At 57.6% G+C, this 26,460-nt stretch carries 7 protein-coding genes and 10 pseudogenes; 7 read left to right on the top strand and 10 right to left on the bottom strand.

Annotation, left to right across the window (positions count from 1 at the left end):
* Window positions 1-131: 131 nt before the first annotated feature.
* Both QFZ91_RS25665 and QFZ91_RS25660 read left to right on the top strand, forming a co-directional pair.
* A complete protein-coding gene (locus QFZ91_RS25665; RefSeq protein ID WP_429522490.1) occupies window positions 132-1,454 on the top strand; it encodes an IS5 family transposase in 1,323 nt (440 codons plus the stop codon).
* Window positions 1,455-1,538: 84 nt separating this feature from the next.
* Window positions 1,539-2,525 (top strand): annotated as a pseudogene (locus QFZ91_RS25660) (branched-chain amino acid ABC transporter substrate-binding protein); the annotation flags it as partial.
* A 90-nt stretch (window positions 2,526-2,615) separates the two neighbouring features.
* Here QFZ91_RS25660 and QFZ91_RS25655 read toward each other — a convergent pair.
* Window positions 2,616-2,910 (bottom strand): annotated as a pseudogene (locus QFZ91_RS25655) (IS6 family transposase); the annotation flags it as partial.
* Window positions 2,911-3,091: 181 nt separating this feature from the next.
* Between QFZ91_RS25655 and QFZ91_RS25650 the strand changes: the two are divergent.
* On the top strand, window positions 3,092-5,386 hold the full coding sequence (locus QFZ91_RS25650; protein WP_429568869.1) for a prolyl oligopeptidase family serine peptidase: 2,295 nt from the start codon (window positions 3,092-3,094) through the stop codon (window positions 5,384-5,386).
* Between the two features lie 78 nt (window positions 5,387-5,464).
* On the opposite strand, the pseudogene QFZ91_RS25645 reads toward QFZ91_RS25650, so the two are convergent.
* From QFZ91_RS25645 to QFZ91_RS25635, 3 genes and pseudogenes are all read right to left on the bottom strand, one after another.
* Window positions 5,465-5,947 (bottom strand): annotated as a pseudogene (locus QFZ91_RS25645) (transposase); the annotation flags it as partial.
* Between the two features lie 68 nt (window positions 5,948-6,015).
* Window positions 6,016-7,533: a group II intron reverse transcriptase/maturase gene (ltrA, locus tag QFZ91_RS25640; RefSeq protein WP_429568868.1), complete on the bottom strand. Its 1,518-nt coding sequence runs from the start codon at window positions 7,531-7,533 to the stop codon at window positions 6,016-6,018.
* Window positions 7,534-8,196: 663 nt separating this feature from the next.
* Window positions 8,197-8,885 (bottom strand): annotated as a pseudogene (locus QFZ91_RS25635) (IS3 family transposase); the annotation flags it as partial.
* A 90-nt stretch (window positions 8,886-8,975) separates the two neighbouring features.
* On the opposite strand from QFZ91_RS25635, the pseudogene QFZ91_RS25630 reads away from it, so the two are divergent.
* Together QFZ91_RS25630 and QFZ91_RS25625 are read left to right on the top strand one after the other, a co-directional pair.
* A pseudogene (locus tag QFZ91_RS25630) lies at window positions 8,976-9,587 on the top strand (transposase); the annotation flags it as partial.
* A 905-nt stretch (window positions 9,588-10,492) separates the two neighbouring features.
* Window positions 10,493-11,208: pseudogene (locus QFZ91_RS25625) on the top strand (transposase); the annotation flags it as partial.
* A 72-nt stretch (window positions 11,209-11,280) separates the two neighbouring features.
* On the opposite strand, the gene tnpC reads toward QFZ91_RS25625, so the two are convergent.
* The 3 genes from tnpC to tnpA are packed head-to-tail and all read right to left on the bottom strand — an operon-like array spanning window position 11,281 to window position 13,679.
* The gene (tnpC, locus tag QFZ91_RS25620) at window positions 11,281-12,849 is read right to left on the bottom strand and encodes an IS66 family transposase (protein ID WP_429568867.1); all 1,569 of its coding nucleotides are present in this window, start codon (window positions 12,847-12,849) and stop codon (window positions 11,281-11,283) included.
* A gap of 30 nt (window positions 12,850-12,879) precedes the next feature.
* On the bottom strand, window positions 12,880-13,224 hold the full coding sequence (tnpB, locus tag QFZ91_RS25615) for an IS66 family insertion sequence element accessory protein TnpB (protein ID WP_429568866.1): 345 nt from the start codon (window positions 13,222-13,224) through the stop codon (window positions 12,880-12,882).
* Window positions 13,221-13,679 carry an IS66-like element accessory protein TnpA gene (tnpA, locus tag QFZ91_RS25610; RefSeq protein ID WP_429568718.1) on the bottom strand — a complete coding sequence of 153 codons (459 nt, stop codon included), beginning with the start codon at window positions 13,677-13,679 and terminating at the stop codon, window positions 13,221-13,223. The genes tnpB and tnpA overlap by 4 nt, the downstream gene beginning before the upstream one ends.
* 32 nt (window positions 13,680-13,711) lie before the next feature.
* On the opposite strand from tnpA, the pseudogene QFZ91_RS25605 reads away from it, so the two are divergent.
* Together QFZ91_RS25605 and QFZ91_RS25600 are read left to right on the top strand one after the other, a co-directional pair.
* Window positions 13,712-14,211, top strand: a pseudogene (locus tag QFZ91_RS25605) (integrase core domain-containing protein); the annotation flags it as partial.
* Between the two features lie 25 nt (window positions 14,212-14,236).
* Window positions 14,237-14,527, top strand: a pseudogene (locus tag QFZ91_RS25600) (IS5/IS1182 family transposase); the annotation flags it as partial.
* A 29-nt stretch (window positions 14,528-14,556) separates the two neighbouring features.
* Here the strand turns inward: QFZ91_RS25600 and QFZ91_RS25595 are convergent.
* From QFZ91_RS25595 to QFZ91_RS25585, 3 genes and pseudogenes are all read right to left on the bottom strand, one after another.
* Window positions 14,557-15,080: pseudogene (locus tag QFZ91_RS25595) on the bottom strand (helix-turn-helix domain-containing protein); the annotation flags it as partial.
* Window positions 15,081-15,129: 49 nt separating this feature from the next.
* Window positions 15,130-15,243: pseudogene (locus tag QFZ91_RS25590) on the bottom strand (IS5/IS1182 family transposase); the annotation flags it as partial.
* Window positions 15,244-15,301: 58 nt separating this feature from the next.
* Window positions 15,302-25,741 (bottom strand): amino acid adenylation domain-containing protein, encoded by a 10,440-nt coding sequence (locus tag QFZ91_RS25585; RefSeq protein ID WP_429568865.1) that lies wholly within the window; start codon window positions 25,739-25,741, stop codon window positions 15,302-15,304.
* Window positions 25,742-26,460 lie beyond the last annotated feature (719 nt).

Below are 26,460 nucleotides of genomic sequence, written 5' to 3'. Positions count from 1 at the left end.
GGGTAGATAGTCGAGCCTGATCAATTCGGAGAGCCTTGCGTGGCAGAGCTTTGAGGCCGAATTGGTGTTGTGAGATTTGCAGGATCCTGGCACATTAACGTGAGAATCCTGCATTTTTCGACGAGGTGCGAATGGGTCCGAAGACGCCTGTGACGGAGGGAGATTTTTTCCGCCAGCCGCTGCGCGAACAGATCAACCTGAAGCATCCGTTGATACGTTTGGCCGACCTGATCAACTGGGAGCGACTGGGCGCATCAATGAGCGAAAGCTTTGTATCGCGCAAGGGACGACCGGCGACATCGCCGAGGCTGATCGCCGGGTTGCTGTATTTGCAGCACGCGTTCGACCTGTCCGACGAAGAGGTCGTCTGGCAATGGGTAGAGAACCCGTACTGGCAGGTGTTCACCGGCGAGACCTACTTGCAGACCGAACCTCCGATCGACCCATCGAGCCTGACGCGTTGGCGCAAGCGAATGGGCGAAGCCGGCGTTGAAGAGTTGCTGGCCGAAACGATCGAAGCAGCAAAACGCGCTGGCGTGATCAAGGCTTCGAGCGTCAAGCGCGTGATTGTTGATACGACCGTCATGGAGAAGGCGATCGCCCACCCAACCGATTCGCGCCTGCTCGAACGGTGTCGCGAACATCTGGTGAAAGCCGCGGCACGGCACGGTCTGAAACTGAGGCAGAACTACAACCGCGAGGCGCCGCATCTGGCGCTGCAGATTGGCCGCTACGCTCACGCGAAACAGTACAAACGCATGAGGAAAGCGCTGCGCACGCTGCGCTCGCGCGTTGGACGGGTGATGCGCGATGTGGAGCGGCAGGTCAACCAGGTGGCCGACCTAGGCTGCGCTGAATTAACGGAACTGATCGCCCGCACGAGACGCATTCTGGCGCAGAAGCCGAAGGACAAGAACAAGCTTTATGCGCTGCATGCACCGGAAGTCGAGTGCCTGGCCAAGGGCAAGGCGCGCAAGCCGTACGAGTTCGGGGTGAAAGTTTCGATCGCGACGACCCACAAGGAAGGACTGGTGGTTGGCATGCGCTCGATGCCAGGCAATCCGTACGACGGGCACACCCTGGCTGAAGCGCTGGAGCAGGCGGCAATCCTGTGCGACGCCACGCCGGAGGTCGCCATCGTCGACCGTGGCTACAAGGGTGTCGCCGTCGATGGTGTGAAGATCTACCACCCGGGCTTGCGGCGGGGCATTACACGCGGACTACGCGCGATGATCAGACGGCGCAGCGCAATCGAGCCAGCAATCGGTCACATGAAGACAGACGGAAAACTCGATCGCAACTGGCTCAAGGGTGCGCTCGGCGACGCGATGCACGCGGTGATGTGCGGCGCAGGACACAATCTACGGATGATCCTCAGGAAGCTGCGGCTTCTTTGCGCCTTCATTCTGACCGCCTTGTTCAACCACCGACTTGCTCGGCTTCAATCCCCGTAAGAGGGCATCGTGACGAAGCCGATGGATTTAACCGGTGGTGCAACACAACGAGCGCTGCATGAGCGGTGGGAGTGTTGCAACTGAAAGGGCGGCAATGCTGTTCCGCTTACCGGAGGACTGGCGCATCTCGGCAAGGACATCGAGAATAGCACGCGCCTCGCAATTGAAGAAATAAACAAAGCCGGCTTAGAGATCAATGGGCAGAAAGTAACGCTCGTGATCGATCCGCAAGACGACGCGGCGGACCCGCGTCAGGGTACGCAGCTCGCGCAGAAGCTGGTCGACGACGGTGTCGTAGCAGTTGTCGGTCACCAAAACTCAGGAGTATCGATCCCGGCCTCGAAGATCTACAACGATGCCGGTGTCGCCATGATCTCGCCGTCGGCAACCAACCCGGTATTAACCTTGCAGGGCTATAAGGTGACGTATCGCCTCGTTGGGACAGATGCCCAGCAAGGTCCTGCTCTCGCTCGTTATGCCGCATCGCATCTGAAGGTGAAGACCGTTGCAGTCGTCGACGACGCGACTGCGTGCGGACATGGGTTGGCAGATCAGTTTGAGAAGACGGCAAAGAGTTTGGGCATTACAGTCGTGGCGCGCGATGTTAGGACCGACAAAGCTACGGACTTCCGGGCGATTTTGACAAAGATCAAGGGAGAAAGACCCGATATCATTATGTACGGCGGGATGGATGCGACAGCCGGCCCGCTCGCCAAGCAATCGCGACAACTCGCCCTGCAGTCGAAACTTTTATTCGGCGACGGCGCTTGCACGACCGATCTCAACAAGCTGGCTGGTGACGCTACGGACTCTGTCGCGTGTTTGGAGGCCAAGATCGCCCTCTAGAAGATGCCGGACGGTGCGGTGTTCACGCAGAAATATCAAGTCAGGTTTGGTCAACCTGGTCAGATCTACGCACCATACTCATCCGACGCTGTGTACATTCTGGTAGATGCGATGAAGCGTGCAAACTCGACTAAGCGAGCCGCAATCCTGGCCACCATACAGCACACAAAATACTTGGGCGTCTCCGGCCTCGTTCAGTTGGACGAACACGGAGATCTTTCGAACGCAGCAGCACCGGGCGGTTCGAAGCCTGCTCCTGCAAGCCGGCTTCGGGAGGCCTACTCCCATCTTCAGTACAGCATCGCAAGCTTTCGCTTGTGTTCGTGACACACTCTCGTCCATGCGCCAGCTGTTGCCTACCGGGCGCTGGCGCCGACGAAAGGCCTTCTCGAGCACCGGCAGCAGCTTGATCACCCAGCGATGCACCGTGGAATGATCCACCTCGATGCCGCGCTCGGCCATCATCTCTTCCAGATCCCGCAAGCTCAACGAGTACGCCACGTACCAGCACGCACAGCAGAATCACGTCCACCGGATGGTGCAGGCGCTTGAGGACATTGGCAATGCCGCCTGGCAGGCTCGTGCGCGGCGTCTTCGCTGGCTTATTCATCCGCTGACTTGCGGTTTCCAAAACCGGCCATTCTACTTCCCGTTATCGCGACAGAACCTCACCGGTCGCCTCGCTTGCGCTCAGCGGACACTGATCATACCCACTGCATTCACTGGCGGCATAAAAATTGCCTCAAGGTAAGCCGACGACGTAACCTATACATAGTCAAGGCCAAACATCCATGCAAAAAATTGTCACCATCTTTCTGCTTCTAATTTCCTACTGCACGTTGCTATCGGCTGCTGACAACCAGGGGAACGGAACCATACACCCCCCCTTTGCTCTTACCCCCTCAGACTTTCGGCGGGCTCTCGCAGTTGATTATCAATACTCGAATAAAATTGTCAATTTCGTCGATACCCCCCCTTTCTGGCTTTCGCCCGAGACCCTTGCCTACCGACGGACGACACATGGTGAGCGCCAGTTCATTAAATTCAATATCAAAACTGGGAAGAAGCAACCGGCTTTCGATCATAGCCGCCTTGCCGAAGCATTAAATAAGGCGGCTTCCTCGAATTTCCGAGGCAATTGGCTGCCCTTTGACCGCTTCGAAATCGGACAAGACGGCAACCAGTTGCTGTTCTCCATTGATTCCGTTCAGTGGAGTTGTGATCTTTCAAGCTACATCTGCACTAGGATCTCTCAGGGCGAAATCTTGTCATTTCATAACGACTTCACGCCAACGGCTGAAAGCGATAGTCGAATCACAAGCGATTCACCGGACGGCAAGTGGAAAGCATATATCAAAAACTACAACGTCTTTCTAATGAGTAAGGACGGGTCAGTAAATGTGCCGTTAAGTTGGGACGGGACAGAAGCGAACAATTACGTCTTCTCATCCCTAAAGTGGTCCCCTGACTCCAATCACCTCGCAGGTTACCGTGTCGCCCTCGGCCAACCGCGTCAAATCATGCTTGTCAATTCCTCAGCAACAAACCATCAATCCAGGTATGAGCCAATAGCGTATACCAAAGCGGGGGATATTCTTCCGCGACCGCAACCGGTACTATTCGACATAGTCAACAAGCGCATGATCAATATCGACAATGCTTTGTTCCCGAATCCTTTTGACCTTTCCCAAATTAATTGGTGGAAGGATGGGAGAGGCTTTACATTTGAGTACAACCAACGCGGCCATCAGCTCTACCGAGTAATCGAGGTGGAGGCAGCCACCGGCCGTACGCGCTCTTTGATCGATGAGGTCAGCTCCACGTTCGTCGATTATACAGATTTAAGAAATAACCAAATAAATGCCGGAAAACACTTTCGTTACAATGTTAATGATGGAGAGGAAATTATCTGGGCATCCGAGCGCGATGGATTTGAACATCTGTACCTCTTTAATGGCCGTACCGGTGTTTTAGAAAACCAAATCACCAAAGGTGACTGGATTGTCCGCGCGGTGGACCACATCGATCCAGTCAGAAGGGAAATTTGGTTTGAAGCAAGCGGAATGAATTTCGGCGAGGACCCTTATTTCGTTCATGCCTACCGAATTGGCTTCGACGGAAAGGGGCTGACATCGCTTACGCCAGAACCGGCCAATCATCACATCGAGTTTTCTCCTGACGGTAGATTCTACGTCGATCTCTGGTCGCGTATCGACCTTCCCCCACGCATGGCACTTTTCCGGTCTAGAGACAACGCTAAACTGATGCAGATCGAGAGCACCGACATCTCCCAACTCGAATCTAATGGATGGAGAGCACCAGTCAATTTTGTTGCCAAAGGGCGCGATGGTAAGACCGATATTTGGGGAATCATTCATCTACCAGATAGATTCGATCCACATCTGAAGTATCCTGTGGTGGAGGATATATATGCCGGCCCGCAAGGCTCTCACGTCCCAAAGTCATTCACAACCACAACAGAGCCCCTTACCCAGTTGGGTTTTATCGTTGTGCAAATCGACGGAATGGGCACTAACAACCGTTCACGCCTTTTCCATGACGTCGCGTGGAAGAATCTGAAAGATGCAGGCCTTCCCGATCGCATTCTGTGGCATAAGGCGGCTGCCTCTCTATATCCCTGGTACGACATCTCGAATTTGGGAATCTTCGGTACATCAGCTGGCGGCCAGAACGCCATTGATGCACTGCTATTCCATTCGGACTTCTATAAGGTTGCGGTAGCCAACAGTGGTTGCTATGACAACCGTATGGACAAGATATGGTGGAACGAACAGTGGATGGGCTGGCCCGTCGGCATTGAATACTCACAGTCCTCCGCCATCGACAATGCCGACAATCTGCACGGCAAACTTATGCTTGTTGTGGGCGAAATGGACCACAATGTCGATCCGGCCTCCACCTTTGCGCTCGCCGACAGTCTCATTAAGGCGGGAAAGGAATTCGAAATGGTCTATGTGCCTGGTGCTGATCATGGAGCCCCCGGTATCTTCACCGAGCGTAAACTCCTGGATTTCTTCGTTCGCAATGTTTTCGGGCAAGATCCGCCTAATTGGAATGCCACATAGAGGTTGGAATGCCACATAGAGGTGGCCTCATTCGTTCGGACAGGATCCGCGAGTTTTTAAGTGGAATCGCTGAGGCAATCAAGCTGCCGATTTTATCGCTGGCAGCGTGGCGAAGTATGCTTCATCCGGTGTCTGATCGGCCAGCCTGGAATGAGGCCGATTCTGGTTACACCAGCTCAGATAGTTGCCGATTGAGCGGCGGGCGTGGCTGACCGAGTCCGAGGCTTTCAGATAGACCTCTTCGTATTTGACGCTTCGCCACACGCGCTCGACGAACACGTTGTCTCGCCAGGCACCTTTGCCGTCCATGGACAAGCTGATGCCCCGGCTAAGCACGGCCTCGGTGAACCCTGTCGCGGTGAACTGGCTGCCCTGGTCTGTATTGACGATCTCCGGTTGCCCGTACTTCGCGAACGCTTCTTCCAACGCCTCGACAGCGTGTATCGCCTCCATCGTGATCGCTACGCGGCGGGCCAGTACCTTCCGGCTGGCCCAGTCCACCACGGCGGTCAGATACACGAAGCCGCGCGCCATCGGGAGTGGAGTAAGAGACCGGGCGTAGTCGAGCTATCTCCCGGCCTCTCCTCCCCGAACCGGACTTGCACCTTTCAGCGCATCCGGCTCTCCGCTCAAGTGTTGCTCATAGCAAAGGCGACATCGGTATAGCGCGACTCGATAGTACTGCGTGTCTCATCGCGCAGGATGTACGGATTTTCCGACGGTGAACGCCACCTGAATTGGCCCTTCCGGCTGGTGACGAGACGCCGAAGCGCCACCGCCCCATACCAACCTCGACTATTCTGGCCTTGTAGCACCCATGTCGTAGCTTGTCCCGGTTCCGGTGCCCGGATGTAGTCGCGCATCAGCGACCGGAACCCACGCCGATACCTGCGCGCGAGCCAGTATCCGAATTTCCAGAAGACCGTCCGATCAAGCTTTCTGAACATGGTGGCCGTGAAGTCCGTGTATTGATAGAAGGCGGCCCAGCCGGCAATCTGCCGATTCAGGCTTTCCATCAGGTCCATCCTGTTCATGCCGTAGTTGCCCGACAGTTGCTTGACTAACCGCTCGGCGAAACCCCGGTACTTCTCCCACGGGATCGTCGTCACCGGCCGCATGCGGCCACGTGGTCCCCGTTTGCGAATGATGCGATGACCGAGGAAGACGAAGCCGTCGTTCACATGCGTGATATGGGTCTTCTCCATATTCAGCGTGAGCTTCAGTTCGCCTTCAAGGAACCTGCGACACGCTTCACGTACTGCCTCGGCATGTTCGCGCGTGCCCTTGACCACAATCACAAAGTCATCCGCGTACCGACAGTAGGCCACTGCTGGTTTCCACTGCCGGTTTTCTCGCACAGTAATGGGACGCTGTTTGAGAATAGCGAAGTGCCACGCCCACCGATCCTTCCGCACCTTCTTGCTCAGGTAGTTCCTCTCCATCCACGCATCGAATTCGTGCAACATGATGTTGGATAACAGGGGTGAGATGACACCGCCCTGAGGAACCCCTTCGCTTGCGGCGCGGAACAGATCGCGATCAACGCAGCCTGCCTTGATGAATTTCCAGAGCAGGGCAAGGAAGCGCTGGTCGGCGATCCGCTTGCGGATTCCTTTCAGAAGCAAACGATGGTGAACGGTGTCGAAGTAGCTGGCGAGGTCGCCCTCAATAACCCAGCGTCCGGCGACACTTGGCTCACCACTGTCCTGCAACTGAAGCTTCACCGTGCGAATTGCGTGATGTACGCTACGGGCAGGTCTGAAGCCATATGAAGCCGGATGGAAATCACTCTCCCATATCGGCTCCATCGCCATCAGCATGGCCCTTTGCACGATTCGATCCCGTAGACAAGGGATGCCGAGTGGTCTGAGCTTGCCGTTCGCCTTCGGTATGTACACGCGCCGCGCAGGCAGCGGACTATACGAGCCCGCCAACAGTTCGTCGCGTATCGTCGCCAGTTCATGCTGGAGATTCGCTTCCATCATGCGCTTGTCAACGCCGTCCACTCCCGGTGTGCGGGCTCCGCCGGATGCCAGCGTGATGCGAGCCGCTTCGCTCAGCCAATCCCTGTCAGCAGTCAGTCTCAGGAGTCGATCGAACTTGCGCTCCTTGTTCTCCGTCGACCATGCCGCCAGTTTGCTTTGCATTTCACTGATTATCAAAGGTCTTCACCTCACTGTGGTCAGTTAATCAACCAAGCAAACCACTTCAACTGCCTCCCTTCGCCATGTGACCGGCTTTCCCGGCCTCGGACTACTACGGAGGCTCCGCCAGCTCGCACATCATCGGGGGCACACTCCCTTAACATCTGTGCAAGCCTTCCCCAGTTCACATGCTGGACTCAACGCATGGGGGAGGTTGCCTGTCGCAGTCTTTATCCTTGCTTGCCGCAAGTCGTCGCGAACACCACGGTCTAGCTGCGCGCTCCCCGTGGTTCCATACTGACCCGCTACATATCCAGTCAGCATTCGTGTCACCGGGCCATACGTGTGACCGGCGACAGTTCGCGTCCTGCCCGTAAAGCGGTGTGGGCAGGGGTGACACTTCAACCCTCAGATGCGGTTTAACAGGTTCGTGTTCCTCAACCGTCCCATGCTCAGCCTGGAGGCTCATCTTGGCGTAACCGCTTCGCCGCAAGCCCCGTTTCCCACGGACTACGTCACCTTGCCAGTGTCGGCAAGTCACCGCCGCTTCGGCTCACTTCCTCTCGCAGCAGAGGAAGGGCATGCCCGGTACTACAATGTCTACTCCTCCGGGTACTGCATTCCAAACATGCTCAAGCAGTTTCACCCCCATACGGGCGGGCTACGCTGGCTGAGCGTACTATAGCTCGTATCGAGCGCCCAGACCTGATTGGCCCGGTCGATTTTCCGTTTGCGAAGCAGGTACGGCCAGATCCTGTGGGCTGGATGCTTGCGGCTCGTGTTTGGCTTCCGATACAACGCTTCGACGCCCATGCGCTTCATCAAGGTGCTGACGTGTCTGCGCCCGACCTTGATGCCTTCGCGACGCAGCAGCCGTGCCAGCATTCGCGCCCCCGCAAATGGATGCTCGAGGTGAAGCTCGTCAATCCGACGCATCAACTTCAGATCCGCTTCGCTGACCCTGCGCGATTGGTAATAGACGCTGGACCGGCTGATGCCTACCAGCCGCGCCTGCTGTGTCACCGGCAGGGCGTGATCGCGATCGATCATCGCTTTACGCCCAGCAGTCCCGCCTTGCTGAGCGCGCTTTCTAAAAAATCGTTCTCCAGCGTCAACTGCCCGATCTTCGCGTGCAGTACCTTCACGTCGACTGGCGGTGCCGCTGGCGCCGAGTTGCCCGCGTCGAACACATCGGCAACCCGCTCCTGCAGTTGCTTCTTCCAGTCCGTAATCTGGTTCGGATGGACATCAAACTGCTGGGCCAGCTCTGCCAGCGTCTTGTCGCCCTTGAGCGCTGCCAGGGCCAACTTTGCCTTGACCGCTGGCGAGTGGGTCCGTCGATTTCGTTTCGTCATCTTCTGGTTCCTTGTTGCCGGCCATTATGGCCGACTCACGCCCCAGCTTTTCCACGCAACGAACTGTCCGAATTCCCGGAGCCACCTCTCGTAATCGTCGACACGACGGTCATGCAAAAGGCGATCGCCCATCCAACCGATTCGCGCCTGCTCGAGCGGTGTCGCGAACATCTGGTGAAGGCCGCGGCGCGACACGGGTTGAAGCTGCGGCAGAACTACAACCGCGAGGCGCCGCACGTGGCACTTCAGATTGGCCGCTACGCCCATGCGAAGCAGTTCAAGCGCATGAAGAAGGCGCTGCGCACGTTGCGCTCGCGCGTTGGGCGGGTGATGCGTGATGTGGAGCGTCAGCTCGATTCAGTTTCCGACACCGGGCGCAGCGCGCTAACGGAGTTGATCGGCCGCACCAGGCGGTTCCTGTCACAGAAGCAAAAGGACCGGAACAAGCTTTACGCCTTGCATGCGCCGGAAGTCGAATGTCTGGCCAAAGGCAAGGCCCGCACGCCGTACGAATTCGGCGTCAAGGTGTCGATCACGACGACCCACAAGGAAGGGCTAGTGATCGGGGCGCGCTCGATGCCGGGCAATCCGTACGACGGCCATACGTTGGCCGAGGCGCTGGAGCAGGCGGCGATCCTGAGTGACGTGAAGCCGGAAGTGGCCGTTGTCGATCGCGGCTACAAGGGTGTCATCGTTGATGGTGGAGCAGCCCCCTGAATCTCCGGACACAGTCTCCCACTTACAATAGCGGGTAGGCATAAGACTGTGGTGCGACACGAAGCATGAGGCCTCCGGCGGAGGCGCAGTGCATGCTCGTTTCATCATTGTTCACTCGCGGTAGCACTTGCGATAGAGAACCCGCTGTACGACCAGCGGTAGCCTAGGAAGGCATTGGGGGCCGGCGACGGCTCACGGTGAAGCCCTTCTGAAATGCGTAGTCCGAATGCGTGTGCGGTCGTGAGACAGCACATGGAGGCTCCGAGCAGCAATGGGGCCAAGACTCGTGGCTGACCGGCACGGATAACGAATGTGAACCGTTGATAAACGTCGTCATATGCAAGGTGCCAAAGCTGCTGATAGGCATTAACCAAATGGTACGTGGACGGTTGCTCCGTTCACAGTTCGGAGCACGTCGTCAGCAAGGTCCACCGGCGAAAAGACGGATCCTAACCCGGTCGTGTGATGGAACGGGAACGTGGTAAGCCCGTACAGTTGCCCACGAGGCAGACAAACCGCAAGGCGAGTTGTTGACTGTGCGGGTATGAGAAGACGGAAAAAGCGAATGCCGGGCTGTAACGGTTCGGATAGGGGCTGCAACATTACCTCACGCGAAAGCGAGCAGACTTCCGTTCGGTGTTCCAGCGCGAAGCTGTCGAAAGACTCCACAGAGGGAAGCATGAGAGAGCACCGTTCGCGGTGTCTGCACCCTCCGCTACAGCGGGAGAACCTCGGCAAGGCAACGCGCAGACGTCAGATTCTGGGCGGCGGTCACACATCCGTGTGGCTTTGGGAATGCTTGAGCCGTATGCAGGGAAACTTGCACGGGAGACTGCAGCGGCGACGCTGCAGCCTTACCCGATTACATGACTAACAACAAGCACGAAGTGATGGAAGTGTTGACGGGGCCGGAGCGCCGGCGGCGCTGGTCGGTGGACGAGAAGCTGGCGATGGTGCGGGAGAGCTTCGAGCCTGGCAAAACTGTTTCGATGGTGGCCCGCCAGCACGGCGTGAATCCGAACCAGCTGTTTCATTGGCGCAAGCTCTATCAAGACGGTAGCCTCTCGGCGGTCAGCGCTGGCGAAGAAGTCGTGCCGGCTTCGGAGTTGGCCGACGCGCTCAAGCAAATCAGGGAATTGCAACGGCTACTGGGCAAGAAGACCGTCGAAGTCGAAATCCTTCGCGAAGCCGTGGAGTATGGCCGGGCAAAAAAATGGATTGCGCGCTCGCCATCGTTGCCGGGGGACGACCAGTGAAGCAGGTTTGCGACGTTCTCGGTGTGGCGCGCTCAAACGTGGCGGCAAAGCTTGCTCGACCCGCTGATTGGCGGGACGGGCGGACGGCTCGACAAACCGACGACGCTGAACTGGTGGAGGAAATCCGGCGCGTAATCGCTGACTTGCCGAGCTGGGGTTACCGCCGCGTGTGGGGCACAATGCGCAGCGAGCGGGAGCGCCAGTGCGCGGCTTCTGTCAATGCCAAGCGGGTCTATCGCGTGATGCGCGAACATGGCTTGCTGCTTGAGCGCAGGCCCAAGCCGCCGCGCCCACAGCGTCGGCATGATGGCAAGGTCGCCGTGCCCAGAAGCAACCAACGCTGGTGCTCCGTAAGCGGCTCAGCTGGGCCGTTCGTCCATTCGCGGTGCGCGTAAAGCATGATGGTGAACTGGAGCTGCCGGTCAGGTAGAGGGCTTTGGCGAACTGGCTGGCGTGTGCAGCTTGTCGGCCACACGCCAAGGCAGGAGCTCGTCGATGCGATTGATTTTGTGACCGGCGATATGGGTTAGCACATAGTCGAGGTAGGCACGCGGATCGATGTCATTCAGTGTGCAAGTGCCAATCAATGCGTACATCGCGGCTGCGCGTTCGCCGCCGCTGTCTGAGCCGGCGAATAAAAAATTTTTCCGACCCAGGCTTACACAACGCAGCGCGTTCTCCGCGATGTTGTTGTCGATCTCGAGCGTACCGTCTTCGCAATACAACGTCAGTGCGCTCCACTGGTTCAGCGTATAGTTGATCGCCTTGGCCGTATCGGACTTCGACGACAGCGTTTCGAGCTTTGCCCTGAGCCACGCTTCGTAGATCTGAAGCAGAGGTCTGGCATTCTCCTGCCGTATTCGCAGCCGTTCGGCGGCGGGCTTGCCGCGAATGGAGGCCTCAATGTCATAGAGCCCGCCAATATATTCGAGTGCCTTTTGTGTTGTGTCAGATGGCGTGCGCACATGGATGTCGTAGAACTTTCTCCTCGCGTGGGCATGGCATGCCGCCTCGCGTATCAAGCCATCGCGGAACAATTCGTCGAAGCCCGCGTAAGCGTCCGCTTGCAGAATCCCTTTGAAGCTGGCGAGATGGGTTTGAGGATGGATGCCTTGCCGGTTCGGCGAGTACGCGAACCAGACTGAAGCAGGTTGCGCCGAGCCGGAGCGATGATCGTCGCGCACGTAGACCCATAGCCGGCCGGTGCGGGTCTTCCTGTTGCCCGGTGAGAGCACCGGGATCGGCGTGTCATCCGCGTGCAGCTTGGTGGCGGACACGGTATAGCGGCGCAGCGCCTCTGTTAGCGGTGCGCACAGTGCCTCGCACTGGCCGACCCATCGGCCCATGCTGGCCCGGTCAAGCGTCACGCCGTCGCGCGCCGCGATCGCCGATTGCCGGTACAACGGCTGGTGGTCTGCATACTTCGAGACGAGGATGTCTGCCAGCAAGCTCGGATGGGCGATGCTGCGCTCGATCGGCAGGCCGGGCATCGGTGGCTGGGTGATAGTACTGCAGGAGGGGCAAACCAGTTTGCGCCGGATCGTGCGAATGACCTTGAACGCAGCTGCGACCCGGGCGAGTTGTTCGGACACGTCCTCGCCGAGCACCTGCATTGGTTGACCGCAGTCCGGGCAACTCGATTCGGGCCCGAGTACATGATCCTCGCGCGGCAGATGCGCGGGAAGCGCTTGCCTGGAAGCCGCTTCGTCCGTCGTCGCATTTGAGGTGGACGCATTTGCACTTCGGGCCTGCGCACGCTGCACATCCACAACGCCGCGCCCAGCCGCCAGATCCTCAAGTTGAGTCTCGAGCGTCTCGATTTGCCGCTGCAGCTGCTCGGACTTGCGACCGAACTGCATGCGCCTGAGCTTGTCGATCTGGGCCTTGAGCTGCTCAATCTCGACATCGCGTTCAGCAAGCAGGCTACGGGCCTCAACCAGCAAGGCCTTCGGGAGCTCGACATCGTCAGGAAGATCGGCGCCGTTCGACATGCGCCGTAGTTTACGAGTCCGCCGCGCGGTTTACAACATCGATAGTGCGGCAGTGCGACGGGGCTGTCGCCAGTCGATGCCCTCAAGCAGCATCGACAGTTGCGCGGCGCTCAGATGGACCTTGCCACCGTCGGCCTTGGGCCATATAAACCGGCCTCGTTCAAGCCGCTTCGCGAGAAGCCAGATTCCGTCCTCCGTGGCCCAGAGAATTTTTATCAGATCGCCGCGACGGCCCCGGAAGATGTAGACGTTGCCGCCCAGAGGATTCTCCTCAAGCGCTGTTTGCACCTTCGCTGCCAACCCCTGGAACCCGCATCGCATATCGGTGACGCCAGCAGCGATCCAGATGCGCGTGCCTGCCGGTAGGGAGATCATGAGCGCAGACTGCCCAGCACGATCCGCAACATATCGGCATCAACCAGGCCGTCCACTTTAACCACCGCACGACCGATCCGGATCTCGATCGTGCCGACCGGTGAGACAGGCTTCGCGCCCAGCGCTTGCGCTTCTACCGGAGCTGATGCAATGACCTCTGTTGGCGTGTCGCTGAGCAATACGACCGGAATGAGCCCGGCAGATCGAGCTTGCTGATCGTCCAGATATCGCCGCCGCCAGGTGAACAGCATGTTCGCGTTGATGCCATTCTCCCGGGCCAGCTTTGAGACTGATACGCCAGGCTCGCAAGCTGCCGCTGCCAGTCGCTCACGAAGCTCCCGGGGGTAATTCGGGCGCCCCGTTCGTGTACCTGGCTTCTTCTCTGCAGACTGTGTCAAAGTGGTGCCCATCAGATCGGAAATGATGGACATCACTTTGATGTCGACCTCAGCCACCGTCTATAACGGCCGGCACGAGCCGCTTACGGTGCTCCGATGGTTTCGAGTTTCGTTGCGACAACGGCGAGCCGCTGCGCGTGACCTTTGCGCTCGACTGCTGTGACCGCGAGGCCATGAGCTGGGCGGCAACGACCGGTGGCCATAGTGGCGACGTTGTACGTGACGTCATGCTGGCGGCCATTGAGCATCGCTTCGGCAACGTTTCGAAAGCGCCAGAGCAAATTGAATGGCTCAGCGATAACGGCTCGGGTTACATCGCCGAGAAGACCCGGACCTTCGCCTCGGGCATTGGACTCAAACCGCTCACGACGCCTGTGTGCAGTCCGCAGAGCAACGGCATGGCCGAGAGCTTCGTGAAGACGATGAAGCGCGACTACGTGGCCTTCATGCCCAAGCCAGATGCAGCGCCGCTGCTCGCAATCTGGCCGTCGCGTTCGAGCATTACAACGAGAAACACCCGCATAGCGCGCTGAAATATCGCTCGCCACGCGAGTTCCGACGTAGGACCGATTCATCAACCTCAGTGTGAGGCGGTGTCCGGAAGTACGGGGGCAAATCCAGATGGCGTGAAGATCTACCATCCGGGATTACGGCGCGGAATCACACGTGGACTACGCGAGATGATCCGAAGGCGAAGTGCGATCGAGCCAGCCATCGGCCACATGAAGGCAGACGGGAAGCTCGACCGGAACTGGCTTAAAGGCGCGCTCGGCGACGCAATACGCGCAGTGCTGTGCGGCGCCGGCCATAACCTGCGGATGATCCTCAGGAAGCTGAGGCTTTTTTACGCCGCTGTTCTGACCGCCTTGCTCAACCGCTCAATCGCTGTCGACTGCCAGCCGTGAGGGCAAGCGTCGTCCAAAGCGAATTATTCAGACCCGACGAAGTAGACGAACGCTTCCTGCAGGCACTCGCACAACGTCGCGGCGTCCTCGCCCGCGGTGAAGCGCACGAGGCTTGCACGGCTGTATCCGAGCGTCGCGATGAGCGCCAGTAGCGGCGCGCGGCCACGACAGATGACCGTGAAGTTAGCATGCATCTGCTTGCCCGGCGGCGTCTCGAATCGCACTACCGGCTCGGGCTCTGCACGCTTGTACGGTGGCAGGAACGTCTTGAGCTGGCTGATACCGCCTTCATAGCCGGCTTCCTGCAACTCCCGCAGCAGGACCGTTGCCGGAATCCAGTGCGGTCGTGCAGCGGCCACGCGCGCGGGGAATAGTGCTTGAACGGGGCGAGCTTGGTCGGGTGTGGCTCACGTTGCCTGTAACGGCCCTCCTGCTCGTCGCGCAGATAGCGGCGCACCGTGTTGCGCGACAGGCCCGTTTGCCGCGCAATCTCGCGTACCGCCGTTCCCCGTCTTGCCAATACCTTGATTTCCACTGCTTGCTGAGTCAGCATCGGCGGCAAAAAGCCGCCATCCTCTCCCAAGCGGGTCAGTTTACATCGGCGCTAACAGATCGTCGACCGTACGTCGGCGACCGCCTTTGGGCGATGGTTCGAACACGGGAATCAACGGTTCCAGCGCCGCCCACAATTCATTGCTGATTTTTCGTCTTGCCATGTCGCCAGGATATTGCGTCCATGGCTTCATGTCCAGGTTGTGTTAGCGACTCTTAACGTTACAGTGCCTCCGACAGGGGTTTAGAGATATGGGTATTGGGCGCTTTTAATATGCGACTCAATGCACTACCAAGAAGCATGCGATTCAATTTATCTGTCATTAGGGTGATGTGATTGCCTGGTACTGGATTTGTAAAGAGATGCGACGATGGGATAATTTTATCCCAGCCATGTGTTTGAGTAGAGGTGTGATCGCCTTGACCGCGCTTCTCGAGTGCATAAAATTGGTGGATTGTTGAATGCAACGGCGGTGGAGTATAAATCTTTACCATGTCGACGTAATTGTGGATGCGCTTGTAGTGATCGACGGCGACCTTGGTGGGGATCGTTTTTGGTAGAATTTCTAGTTTCTGCGCAAGCTCAATTAGCTCTTCAATGTTTAATTTTCCAATTTTTTCCTGCATTTTATTTATGCGTTCTTTTAGTATGGTATTTCCGCAATCGGAAATCGACATAACGAATCGTTGCTCGATAGTCAAATGGTCATTTCTGAAAGTGCTCGGGGCGGGTGTGTCAATAAGCCCAACAAAATCGATCTCCATTCCCATGTCCGAAAGTTGTTTTGCGATAGCATAAGAGAGAATGCCGCCCGTACAGTAGCCGCAAATTCGATAGGGTCCGTTTGATTGGGTGCCAATTATGATATTTGCCATTTTCTCAGAAAGACCTTCAATCAAACTGGATGAGGCGTCAAAACTTGGTGGCCATGGAAGTGCATATGTCGGGCAATCAATTTTTATGCTCTGGGAAAGGGCGAATGCGTAAGAATGATCTCCGAAGCCATCCGGTACGAAGAATATCGGAGGCTCTAATCCGGATGATCGAATCGTGATTGCACTGATATTTGAGGTAAATGACGGATAAGTGTCGATGTGTAAAGCTAGTTTCGCCAGGGTAGAGTGTTGAAATATGTCATTCAAGGTACATATCATGCCGCGCTTCGCTGCATGGTTACTCATTTGAACAGCGAGCAGGGAGTGTCCGCCAAGAGCAAAGAACGAATCGTGTCGACTGACTGTGTGGACGCCGAGCAGTTCACGCCAGATGTCGGCCAGTGCGATCTCGAGTGCGCCGACGGGGGCTTCGTACGCGGCATGGGCGAGTGAGTCGGCATCCGGAGCGGGCAGTGCCCGGCGATCGAGTTTGCCGTTGGGAGTGAGAGGCAACGCGTGCAGCCGCACGAAAGCGCTAGGGACCATGTAATCGGGCAGGCGGCTGGCGAGCCAGTCGCGCAGTTCACCTGGCGATGTTTCGTTGCCTGTGACATAGGCCACCAGACGTTTGTCGGTGTCGCCGAGTGCGACTACGACGGCTTCGCGTATGGCGGGGTGCTCTGCGAGACAGGTTTCGATTTCGCCGGGCTCGATGCGGAAGCCGCGAATTTTAACCTGGTGGTCGTTGCGACCGAGGAACACAAGATTGCCGTCGGGCAGGTAGCGGGCCAGATCACCGGTGCGATACATGCGGGCATCGGAGTGATGGGAGAAGGGATCGGGGAGGAAGCGTTCGGCGGTCAGTTCGGGGCGGTTCAGATAGCCACGAGCCACGCCTGCGCCGCCGATATACAGTTCACCCACTGCGCCTAGCGGCACCGGTTGACCGTGGCTGTCTAGCAGGTAGAGCCGAGTGTTCGAGATCGGCCGGCCGATAGACGGATCCAACCCCGGTACCATCCGATGTGTAGCAGACCAGATAGTCGTCTCGGTTGGTCCGTACATGTTCCAGAGGACTTGCACATGATCGAACATGCGTGCAGCGAGTGATGCAGGCAGTGCGTCCCCGCCGCAAAGCAACGTGAAAGATGCGTTGGGCCAGCGGTGATTCAACAGCGCGCTCCAGTGTGCCGGCGTGGCTTGAATGAACGTGACGGCCTCCTGTTCGATTAGTGCGACAAGGCGCTCGGGATCAATTGCGACATCCCGTGAAGCAAGCATCAGCTGCGCGCCGGACAGCAATGGCAAATACAGCTCTAGCGCTGCGATATCGAACGATACCGAGGTGAGATTGAGCACAGTGTCATCGGCAGCGATGCCGGGTTCCGACGCCATCGCGCTGTATAGGTTGACCAGTGATACGTGTTCGACCATCACCCCCTTTGGGGCACCAGTGGAGCCGGAAGTGTAGATCACGTAAGCGAGATGGCGTGAGGTAAGGCCCGGTATCTGAGGATTGGTCTCGGGTTGTCCAGGAGCGTCGTTGGGGTCGATCAGGGTGTAACTGGCCAACGCCTGGCCCAGTACCTCCTTGCCGGCCTGATCGGCCAGGACGATGGCGGGCTGGGCATCGGAGAGAATGTGAGCGAGTCGCTCTCCCGGATAGGCGGGATCGAGCGGCACATAGGCGCCGCCGGCCTTGAGAATGGCCAGCAGACCGACGATCATGGCGGCAGAGCGCTCCACGCAGATGGCCACCCGGGAATCGGGCGCGACGCCCAGCGCGACGAGTTGATGGGCAAGCCGGTTGGCGCGCGCATTGAGTTGTGCATAGCTGAGCTGCTCGCCTTCGTGAACGATGGCCACGGCTTCGGGCGTTCGCTTGGTTTGCTCTTCGAACAACTGGTGGATGCACGCCTGATCGGGATAGGGCGCCTCGGTTGCGTTCCAGGTCTGCAGCAGCAGCTCCCGCTCCGCTTTGGGCACCACCTCCAATTGACGCACCGGCTGACCAGGAGTCTGCTCCAGCGCATCGGCCAGACTGCGGAGCGCCTGCTCCATATACCCACATACCGGCTGCGAATCAATGGGCGATTGCACCTGCGCCGTCACCCCCAGCGCCTGTCCGTAATCCTCCACCGATAGCACGAATGGATAGTTGGTCCTCTCGTGGGAGCTAAGCATTTCGATACCCGACAAGGTGTCGTTCGCCTCGGTCTCGCCGAACGGTATCGAGTTATGCCGGTAATTCAGCAGCGCACTGAACAGCGGCGTGCCTGCCGGTACGCCACTGCATCGCTGAGCCAGTGCGAGCGATGCATGTTCGTGCTCCAGCAGTTCCGCCAGCCTTGCATGCGTATGACGCACGCGCTCGGCCACACTGACCTCATCCATATCCAACCGAAGCGGCAGCGTGTTGATGAACAGCCCCATCGCCCGGTCTGCTCCTTCGCCTGCTTGCATCCGCCCGAACAAGACCGTGCCGAATACGACCTGTTCCTGGCCACTGGTACGCGCAAGCACTTGCGCCCACGCGACATGACACAAGCTGGCGAGACTCACGCCCAGGCGTTGGGCCTGTGCACGCAGCCTCAGGTTCAAATTGGAGGATAGCATTCGCCGGGTCTCGCCTACCTGAGAGCCATCACGGTGTACCTCGACCAGCCCGAACGGCAGCGTTGGCTCAGTGACGTCCGCGAGCATTGCCCGGAAGAAGCGTTCGTGTTCATCTGTCGCGGTTCCCAGTCGGGCTTGTGCGATAAGATTACGGAACGGTTCGGGCGATGGCAGCGTTGCACCTCGATCTTCCATGAATGCCCGCACCTCTGCCTGCATCACCTCTAGCGTCGAATGGTCGCTAATCAGATGATGTAGCAGGGTGAGTAGGATCCAGCGTCCTTGTTCATCTTGCGCGACTACAAGGCGCAGCAGCGGCGCCTGGCTTAGATCGATCCGGTACTGGTGGGGATCGAAACGCTCAGCCAGTTGGACGGTAACGGGACCGTCTGCCGGCGAGAGTTTCAGTTCAGTTACTGGCAGCGAAGCTTGCCGCCAGACCACCTGGGCGGGATTCGACAGGCCTTCCCAGACGAATGCGGTACGCAGAATGTCGTGTCGATTGACAACGTGCTGGACCGCGGCCAAATAGCGGTCCAGCGTATCACGTTCCGTGAAAGCCATTTGAACGAGCAGCAGATAGGGGTCACCGTCAGTGGCCAGCAGGTGGTGAAACAGGATGCCGTCCTGTAAGGGGGAAAGGGCATAGATGTCCTGTATCTTAGAGGTCCCTCCCGGTACATTCGCCACGATACGATCGATTTCGTCCTGAGTGAGATCGATTAGAGGCAGCAGGTCGGGCGTGATGGTCTGGCAATCCAGCGCAATCTGATTAGGCGGCACCGGCACTTCGCGATGCTGGCCCAGGACGCGAGCCAGTGCGCACAGCACCGGGGTCTGGAACAGGTCGCGTACAGCCAGACTCAGGTCCAGACGGCGCAGCCGTTCGATCATTTGAACAGCGAGCAGGGAGTGTCCGCCAAGAGCAAAGAACGAATCGTGTCGACTGACTGTGTGGACGCCGAGCAGTTCACGCCAGATGTCGGCCAGTGCGATCTCGAGTGCGCCGACGGGGGCTTCGTACGCGGCATGGGCGAGTGAGTCGGCATCCGGAGCGGGCAGTGCCCGGCGATCGAGTTTGCCGTTGGGAGTGAGAGGCAACGCGTGCAGCCGCACGAAAGCGCTAGGGACCATGTAATCGGGCAGGCGGCTGGCGAGCCAGTCGCGCAGTTCACCTGGCGATGTTTCGTTGCCTGTGACATAGGCCACCAGACGTTTGTCGGTGTCGCCGAGTGCGACTACGACGGCTTCGCGTATGGCGGGGTGCTCTGCGAGACAGGTTTCGATTTCGCCGGGCTCGATGCGGAAGCCGCGAATTTTAACCTGGTGGTCGTTGCGACCGAGGAACACAAGATTGCCGTCGGGCAGGTAGCGGGCCAGATCACCGGTGCGATACATGCGGGCATCGGAGTGATGGGAGAAGGGATCGGGGAGGAAGCGTTCGGCGGTCAGTTCGGGGCGGTTCAGATAGCCACGAGCCACGCCTGCGCCGCCGATATACAGTTCACCCACTGCGCCTAGCGGCACCGGTTGACCGTGGCTGTCTAGCAGGTAGAGCCGAGTGTTCGAGATCGGCCGGCCAATCGGCAGACGATTGCCGGAATTCGTTGCTGACACTTCATACGTGGTAGAAAAGGTCGTGCTCTCGGTGGGACCATAGCAGTGGATGAGTTTTTCCGGTCCCCCATGCTTTATCAATGCCCGAAAAATCTCAGGTTTTTCCTGTTCTCCCCCACAGAGCAGGAATCGCAGTCGAGCAAAGGTTGGTCCAATTTCGGGAACAAATTGGTTGAATAAAGCGGTTGTGATGAACAGCGCGGTGACTTTGCCACTGCTAATGATTTCAGCCAGGCCTCGAGCATCAAGGACATGATTGCGATCGACAATAATCACTGCGCCACCGTTGAGCAGTGGTCCCCATACTTCAAAAGTACTGGCATCGAAGGCGGGATTTGCCATAAAGGCGACCCTATCATCTAGTCCAATCTTGGCATAGCTGTTGTTCATGACCAGTCGGGCGACCGCTCTATGAGTCACGAGCACCCCCTTGGGGGTACCGGTCGAGCCCGATGTATACATTACATAGGCAGTTTCGAGGGCTGCTGCTCTTAGAGCGGGACTTGGCTGAGCGGCACCCGAATCGGTTGGCGGCAATACTGCGACTGGGAGGGGTACCTCGGGAACATCCGTGATCAGCAGGCGAGCTGAACAATCGTCAAGGATCCAGGCGTGTCGTTCAGCGGGGCCTTGCGGATCGAGTGGTACGTAGGCGGCGCCAGCTTTCAGGATGGCCAGTTGAGCCACGATCAGATCGATCGAACGCTCCAGTAGGGTGGCAACAAAATCGCCTGCTGCCACACCGGACACGATCAGACGGTGTGCCAGACGATTAGCTTTCTCATTCAACTCCGCATACTTCAACTGCTGGTTTTCCTGGACCAATGCGATTGCTTCGGGCGTTCGCTTGGTTTGCTCTTCGAACAACTGGTGGATGCACGCCTGATCGGGATAGGGCGCCTCGGTTGCGTTCCAGGTCTGCAGCAGCAGCTCCCGCTCCGCTTTGGGCACCACCTCCAATTGACGCACCGGCTGACCAGGAGTCTGCTCCAGCGCATCGGCCAGACTGCGGAGCGCCTGCTCCATATACCCACATACCGGCTGCGAATCAATGGGCGATTGCACCTGCGCCGTCACCCCCAGCGCCTGTCCGTAATCCTCCACCGATAGCACGAATGGATAGTTGGTCCTCTCGTGGGAGCTAAGCATTTCGATACCCGACAAGGTGTCGTTCGCCTCGGTCTCGCCGAACGGTATCGAGTTATGCCGGTAATTCAGCAGCGCACTGAACAGCGGCGTGCCTGCCGGTACGCCACTGCATCGCTGAGCCAGTGCGAGCGATGCATGTTCGTGCTCCAGCAGTTCCGCCAGCCTTGCATGCGTATGACGCACGCGCTCGGCCACACTGACCTCATCCATATCCAACCGAAGCGGCAGCGTGTTGATGAACAGCCCCATCGCCCGGTCTGCTCCTTCGCCTGCTTGCATCCGCCCGAACAAGACCGTGCCGAATACGACCTGTTCCTGGCCACTGGTACGCGCAAGCACTTGCGCCCACGCGACATGACACAAGCTGGCGAGACTCACGCCCAGGCGTTGGGCCTGTGCACGCAGCCTCAGGTTCAAATTGGAGGATAGCATTCGCCGGGTCTCGCCTACCTGAGAGCCATCACGGTGTACCTCGACCAGCCCGAACGGCAGCGTTGGCTCAGTGACGTCCGCGAGCATTGCCCGGAAGAAGCGTTCGTGTTCATCTGTCGCGGTTCCCAGTCGGGCTTGTGCGATAAGATTACGGAACGGTTCGGGCGATGGCAGCGTTGCACCTCGATCTTCCATGAATGCCCGCACCTCTGCCTGCATCACCTCTAGCGTCGAATGGTCGCTAATCAGATGATGTAGCAGGGTGAGTAGGATCCAGCGTCCTTGTTCATCTTGCGCGACTACAAGGCGCAGCAGCGGCGCCTGGCTTAGATCGATCCGGTACTGGTGGGGATCGAAACGCTCAGCCAGTTGGGCGGTAACGGGACCGTCTGCCGGCGAGAGTTTCAGTTCAGTTACTGGCAGCGAAGCTTGCCGCCAGACCACCTGGGCGGGATTCGACAGGCCTTCCCAGACGAATGCGGTACGCAGAATGTCGTGTCGATTGACAACGTGCTGGACCGCGGCCAAATAGCGGTCCAGCGTATCACGTTCCGTGAAAGCCATTTGAACGAGCAGCAGATAGGGGTCACCGTCAGTGGCCAGCAGGTGGTGAAACAGGATGCCGTCCTGTAAGGGGGAAAGGGCATAGATGTCCTGTATCTTAGAGGTCCCTCCCGGTACATTCGCCACGATACGATCGATTTCGTCCTGAGTGAGATCGATTAGAGGCAGCAGGTCGGGCGTGATGGTCTGGCAATCCAGCGCAATCTGATTAGGCGGCACCGGCACTTCGCGATGCTGGCCCAGGACGCGAGCCAGTGCGCACAGCACCGGGGTCTGGAACAGGTCGCGTACAGCCAGACTCAGGTCCAGACGGCGCAGCCGTTCGATCATTTGAACAGCGAGCAGGGAGTGTCCGCCAAGAGCAAAGAACGAATCGTGTCGACTGACTGTGTGGACGCCGAGCAGTTCACGCCAGATGTCGGCCAGTGCGATCTCGAGTGCGCCGACGGGGGCTTCGTACGCGGCATGGGCGAGTGAGTCGGCATCCGGAGCGGGCAGTGCCCGGCGATCGAGTTTGCCGTTGGGAGTGAGAGGCAACGCGTGCAGCCGCACGAAAGCGCTAGGGACCATGTAATCGGGCAGGCGGCTGGCGAGCCAGTCGCGCAGTTCACCTGGCGATGTTTCGTTGCCTGTGACATAGGCCACCAGACGTTTGTCGGTGTCGCCGAGTGCGACTACGACGGCTTCGCGTATGGCGGGGTGCTCTGCGAGACAGGTTTCGATTTCGCCGGGCTCGATGCGGAAGCCGCGAATTTTAACCTGGTGGTCGTTGCGACCGAGGAACACAAGATTGCCGTCGGGCAGGTAGCGGGCCAGATCACCGGTGCGATACATGCGGGCATCGGAGTGATGGGAGAAGGGATCGGGGAGGAAGCGTTCGGCGGTCAGTTCGGGGCGGTTCAGATAGCCACGAGCCACGCCTGCGCCGCCGATATACAGTTCACCCACTGCGCCTAGCGGCACCGGTTGACCGTGGCTGTCTAGCAGGTAGAGCCGAGTGTTCGAGATCGGCCGGCCAATCGGGATTGGTTCGCTATGTTCGGCAGATTTTTTTATTTCGTATACAACGCAGCCGACCGTCGTCTCGGTCGGTCCATAGTGGTTGAAAATCCGTGTTTCTGGAGCATAGGTTTGCCATATTTCAATTTGCGCATGCCGTAAGGTTTCTCCCCCCACGACCAGAGTACAAATGCGCCCTGCCATCGCTTCGACGGGTAGTATCCCTCGAAGTGCCTCTAAATGGGAGGGCGTAAGTTTGACCGGTGATAAATTGTTACCGTCAACAATGGCTTGACGCCAGTCGAGCTTGGAATTGCCCTCAGAAGAGAGATATAACCGGCGCCCACAAATTAGCGCAGGATACAAGGCCGTGAGGCCCAAGTCAAAGCTGATAGAAGAGGAAAGCACAGTGCCGTGACCGTCAGCAACACCAAATCGTTCAGCCGCATATGATGCGTAATTAACGATCGAGCAATGTTCAATGCACACCCCCTTTGGGGCACCAGTGGAGCCGGAAGTGTAGATCACATAAGCGAGATGGCGTGAGGTAAGGCCCGGTATCTGAGGATTGGTCTCGGGTTGTCCAGGAGCGTCGTTGGGGTCGATCAGGGTGTAACTGGCCAACGCCTGGCCCAGTACCTCCTTGCCGGCCTGATCGGCCAGGACGATGGCGGGCTGGGCATCGGAGAGAATGTGAGCGAGTCGCTCTCCCGGATAGGCGGGATCGAGCGGCACATAGGCGCCGCCGGCCTTGAGAATGGCCAGCAGACCGACGATCATGGCGGCAGAGCGCTCCACGCAGATGGCCACCCGGGAATCGGGCGCGACGCCCAGCGCGACGAGTTGATGGGCAAGCCGGTTGGCGCGCGCATTGAGTTGTGCATAGCTGAGTTGCTCGCCTTCGTGAACGATGGCCACGGCTTCGGGCGTTCGCTTGGTTTGCTCTTCGAACAACTGGTGGATGCACCGATCCAGTTGATATTCCGTCTCAGTTCGATTCCAAGTTTTCAACAACAAATTCCGCTCATCAGATTCAAGTAGATCGATACGACCAATCGATTGAGTGGGATCGTCGACAACTGCACCTAACACCTTCAAGAAGCGTCTCTGATGAGCAATCAATTCAGCTTCCGAATAAATATCGGGGTTCGCATCGAAATCGATTCTCACCTCTCCGCTGCTGGACGGCGAATAAATCGAGACCATCAGGTCGTTGACCGTAGCATTGCCAAGATTATGGGTCGTCGACGAGCAAGAGCCGAACGACAAGCCATAATCGAAGGGCATTAGGTTTACGGTAGGGCCAAAAAGTGGCTGTGTGTGAAGCCGGTCGAGATCTCGCCCCAGCACTTCGCTACGATAACGTTGATGCCGAAGGCCGCGTTGAATTTGCTCAGCAGCCTGCACCATTAATTCCATCGCACTGTTCGTATGGTGAACGGATAGTCGAATGGGCAGGACATTTGCCGTCATACTGGGAGTTAAGCGATCCTCGCCCAAGCGGGCTGCGACAGTAAAACCCAGCGGTATTTCCTCGGCGCCAGTAAATCGGTAGAGATAGACGGCAACAGCTACCGTTATTTGATTTGCCAGACGACTATGGTCACTAAAAAGTTCCCGTAACGATTGAGATGAAATATAAGCAGTCTGGCGAAGGCGATGCCGTAAAGCGGGAGCATACCGATTCGCTAACGTAACGGTGGCTGGCCAGTCCGAGCAACGTCTCATCCAGTATTTCTTGTCGCGCTCAAAGGCAAATGAGCCACGATATCGTGCATCGCTTCCTAACAAGTGTGATATAGGAGAAAAATAGGATTTGTCTGCTTTCCTCCCTCTAATGCGCATACTGTAGAAATGAGCAACGCGACGCGCAACGAGTACGCCACTATGACCATCCATCACACTATGGTGGTAACGTTGATACCAAATAAAGCAATCAGCAGCAACCTTAAGTAAGGCATAGTAAAATAGGGGCCCCTTTTTCATATCGAATGGAGTTTCGAAATTAACCTCCATCCATCTGGCAGCCTCTCTCGTGGGAGCTGCTTTTGAACTGAAATCGACAGTTGGCAACGACCAATCGAGGGATGGGACAACGAACGCTCGGATCGACCCGTTCACCTCAATAAGTTGGCAACGTAAAGTTTCCGTTTCCTGGACCACTGCGCGTAAAGATTCCTCGAACACCGCGGGATCAATGCATCCGTGTATTTCGGTGTATTGTCCAATGTTGTAGACAGGGTTGCATGGGTTAATTTGTTCGGCAAGCCAGATCTCCGTCTGTGCTGAGGATGCCGCGAACAGTTGAGGACCGATGTCCTGACACGTGATGAGATTGCGCTCGCCGTCGTCAATCCACTCATTATCAGGATTTGTGAGCTGATCATTAATATTAATCCGGTAATTCATGTTCTCCTCGCGATTCCAGGGGAGTCTGAAACTGCGGGACATGGCGCCCATTGTCGGAAGCGACGAATCCCCGTTTGCGAAGTACGATACGATGCCGAGAACCACATTCGGGGCATTCACCCCGGTTGAATGCGCGGTAGATCGTCTACAAGACCGACTGCACGTCTTAGATAGATCAGTTGGCGCGGGATCGCTATAGCGTGGTGCGTTCGGTCAGGCGCCACCATAGTCCAAAAAAGGTCGGGCTTATCGGCTGGCCAGCGTCTATTTGCAAATCCACCAACTTCCAATATGGATATCGAGATAAGGACAGCCCCAGAGGACCCCAGCGCTCGCACTGCACGACCACGGCCTCGCGCCTGCGCCGTGATCTTGTAGGCCCACGAGCGATGCATTCCAAACGACGCGGTAACAGCGTGCGTGGTCGACCTGTGCCCTTGGGGTCGGGTTCAAGAGCCTGTGCACAAACAGTATCACTTACAAAGGTGATAGCGATTAGCAAGCCACCAAACAAAATTTTTTAGATTTCGAACATATTGAACTCCTTCAAGTCGACGGTAAGGTACCTTCGTACGGTACCAATTAAAGGAGTGACTTTAACCTTAATAACCGATACCAATTCCCAGTCGAATGAGCTTGGATCAACCATGCTGAGCAATGTTCGCGCCATGTGTAAAACTAGCAACAAACTGAAAAATAGCCGACAAGCAGCCTTGATG

Origin of the sequence: Paraburkholderia sp. JPY419 (assembly GCF_050435705.1) — a bacterium.
Classification (GTDB): Bacteria; Pseudomonadota; Gammaproteobacteria; order Burkholderiales; family Burkholderiaceae; genus Paraburkholderia; species Paraburkholderia youngii.
This window is presented reverse-complemented; position numbering and strand designations above follow the sequence as displayed.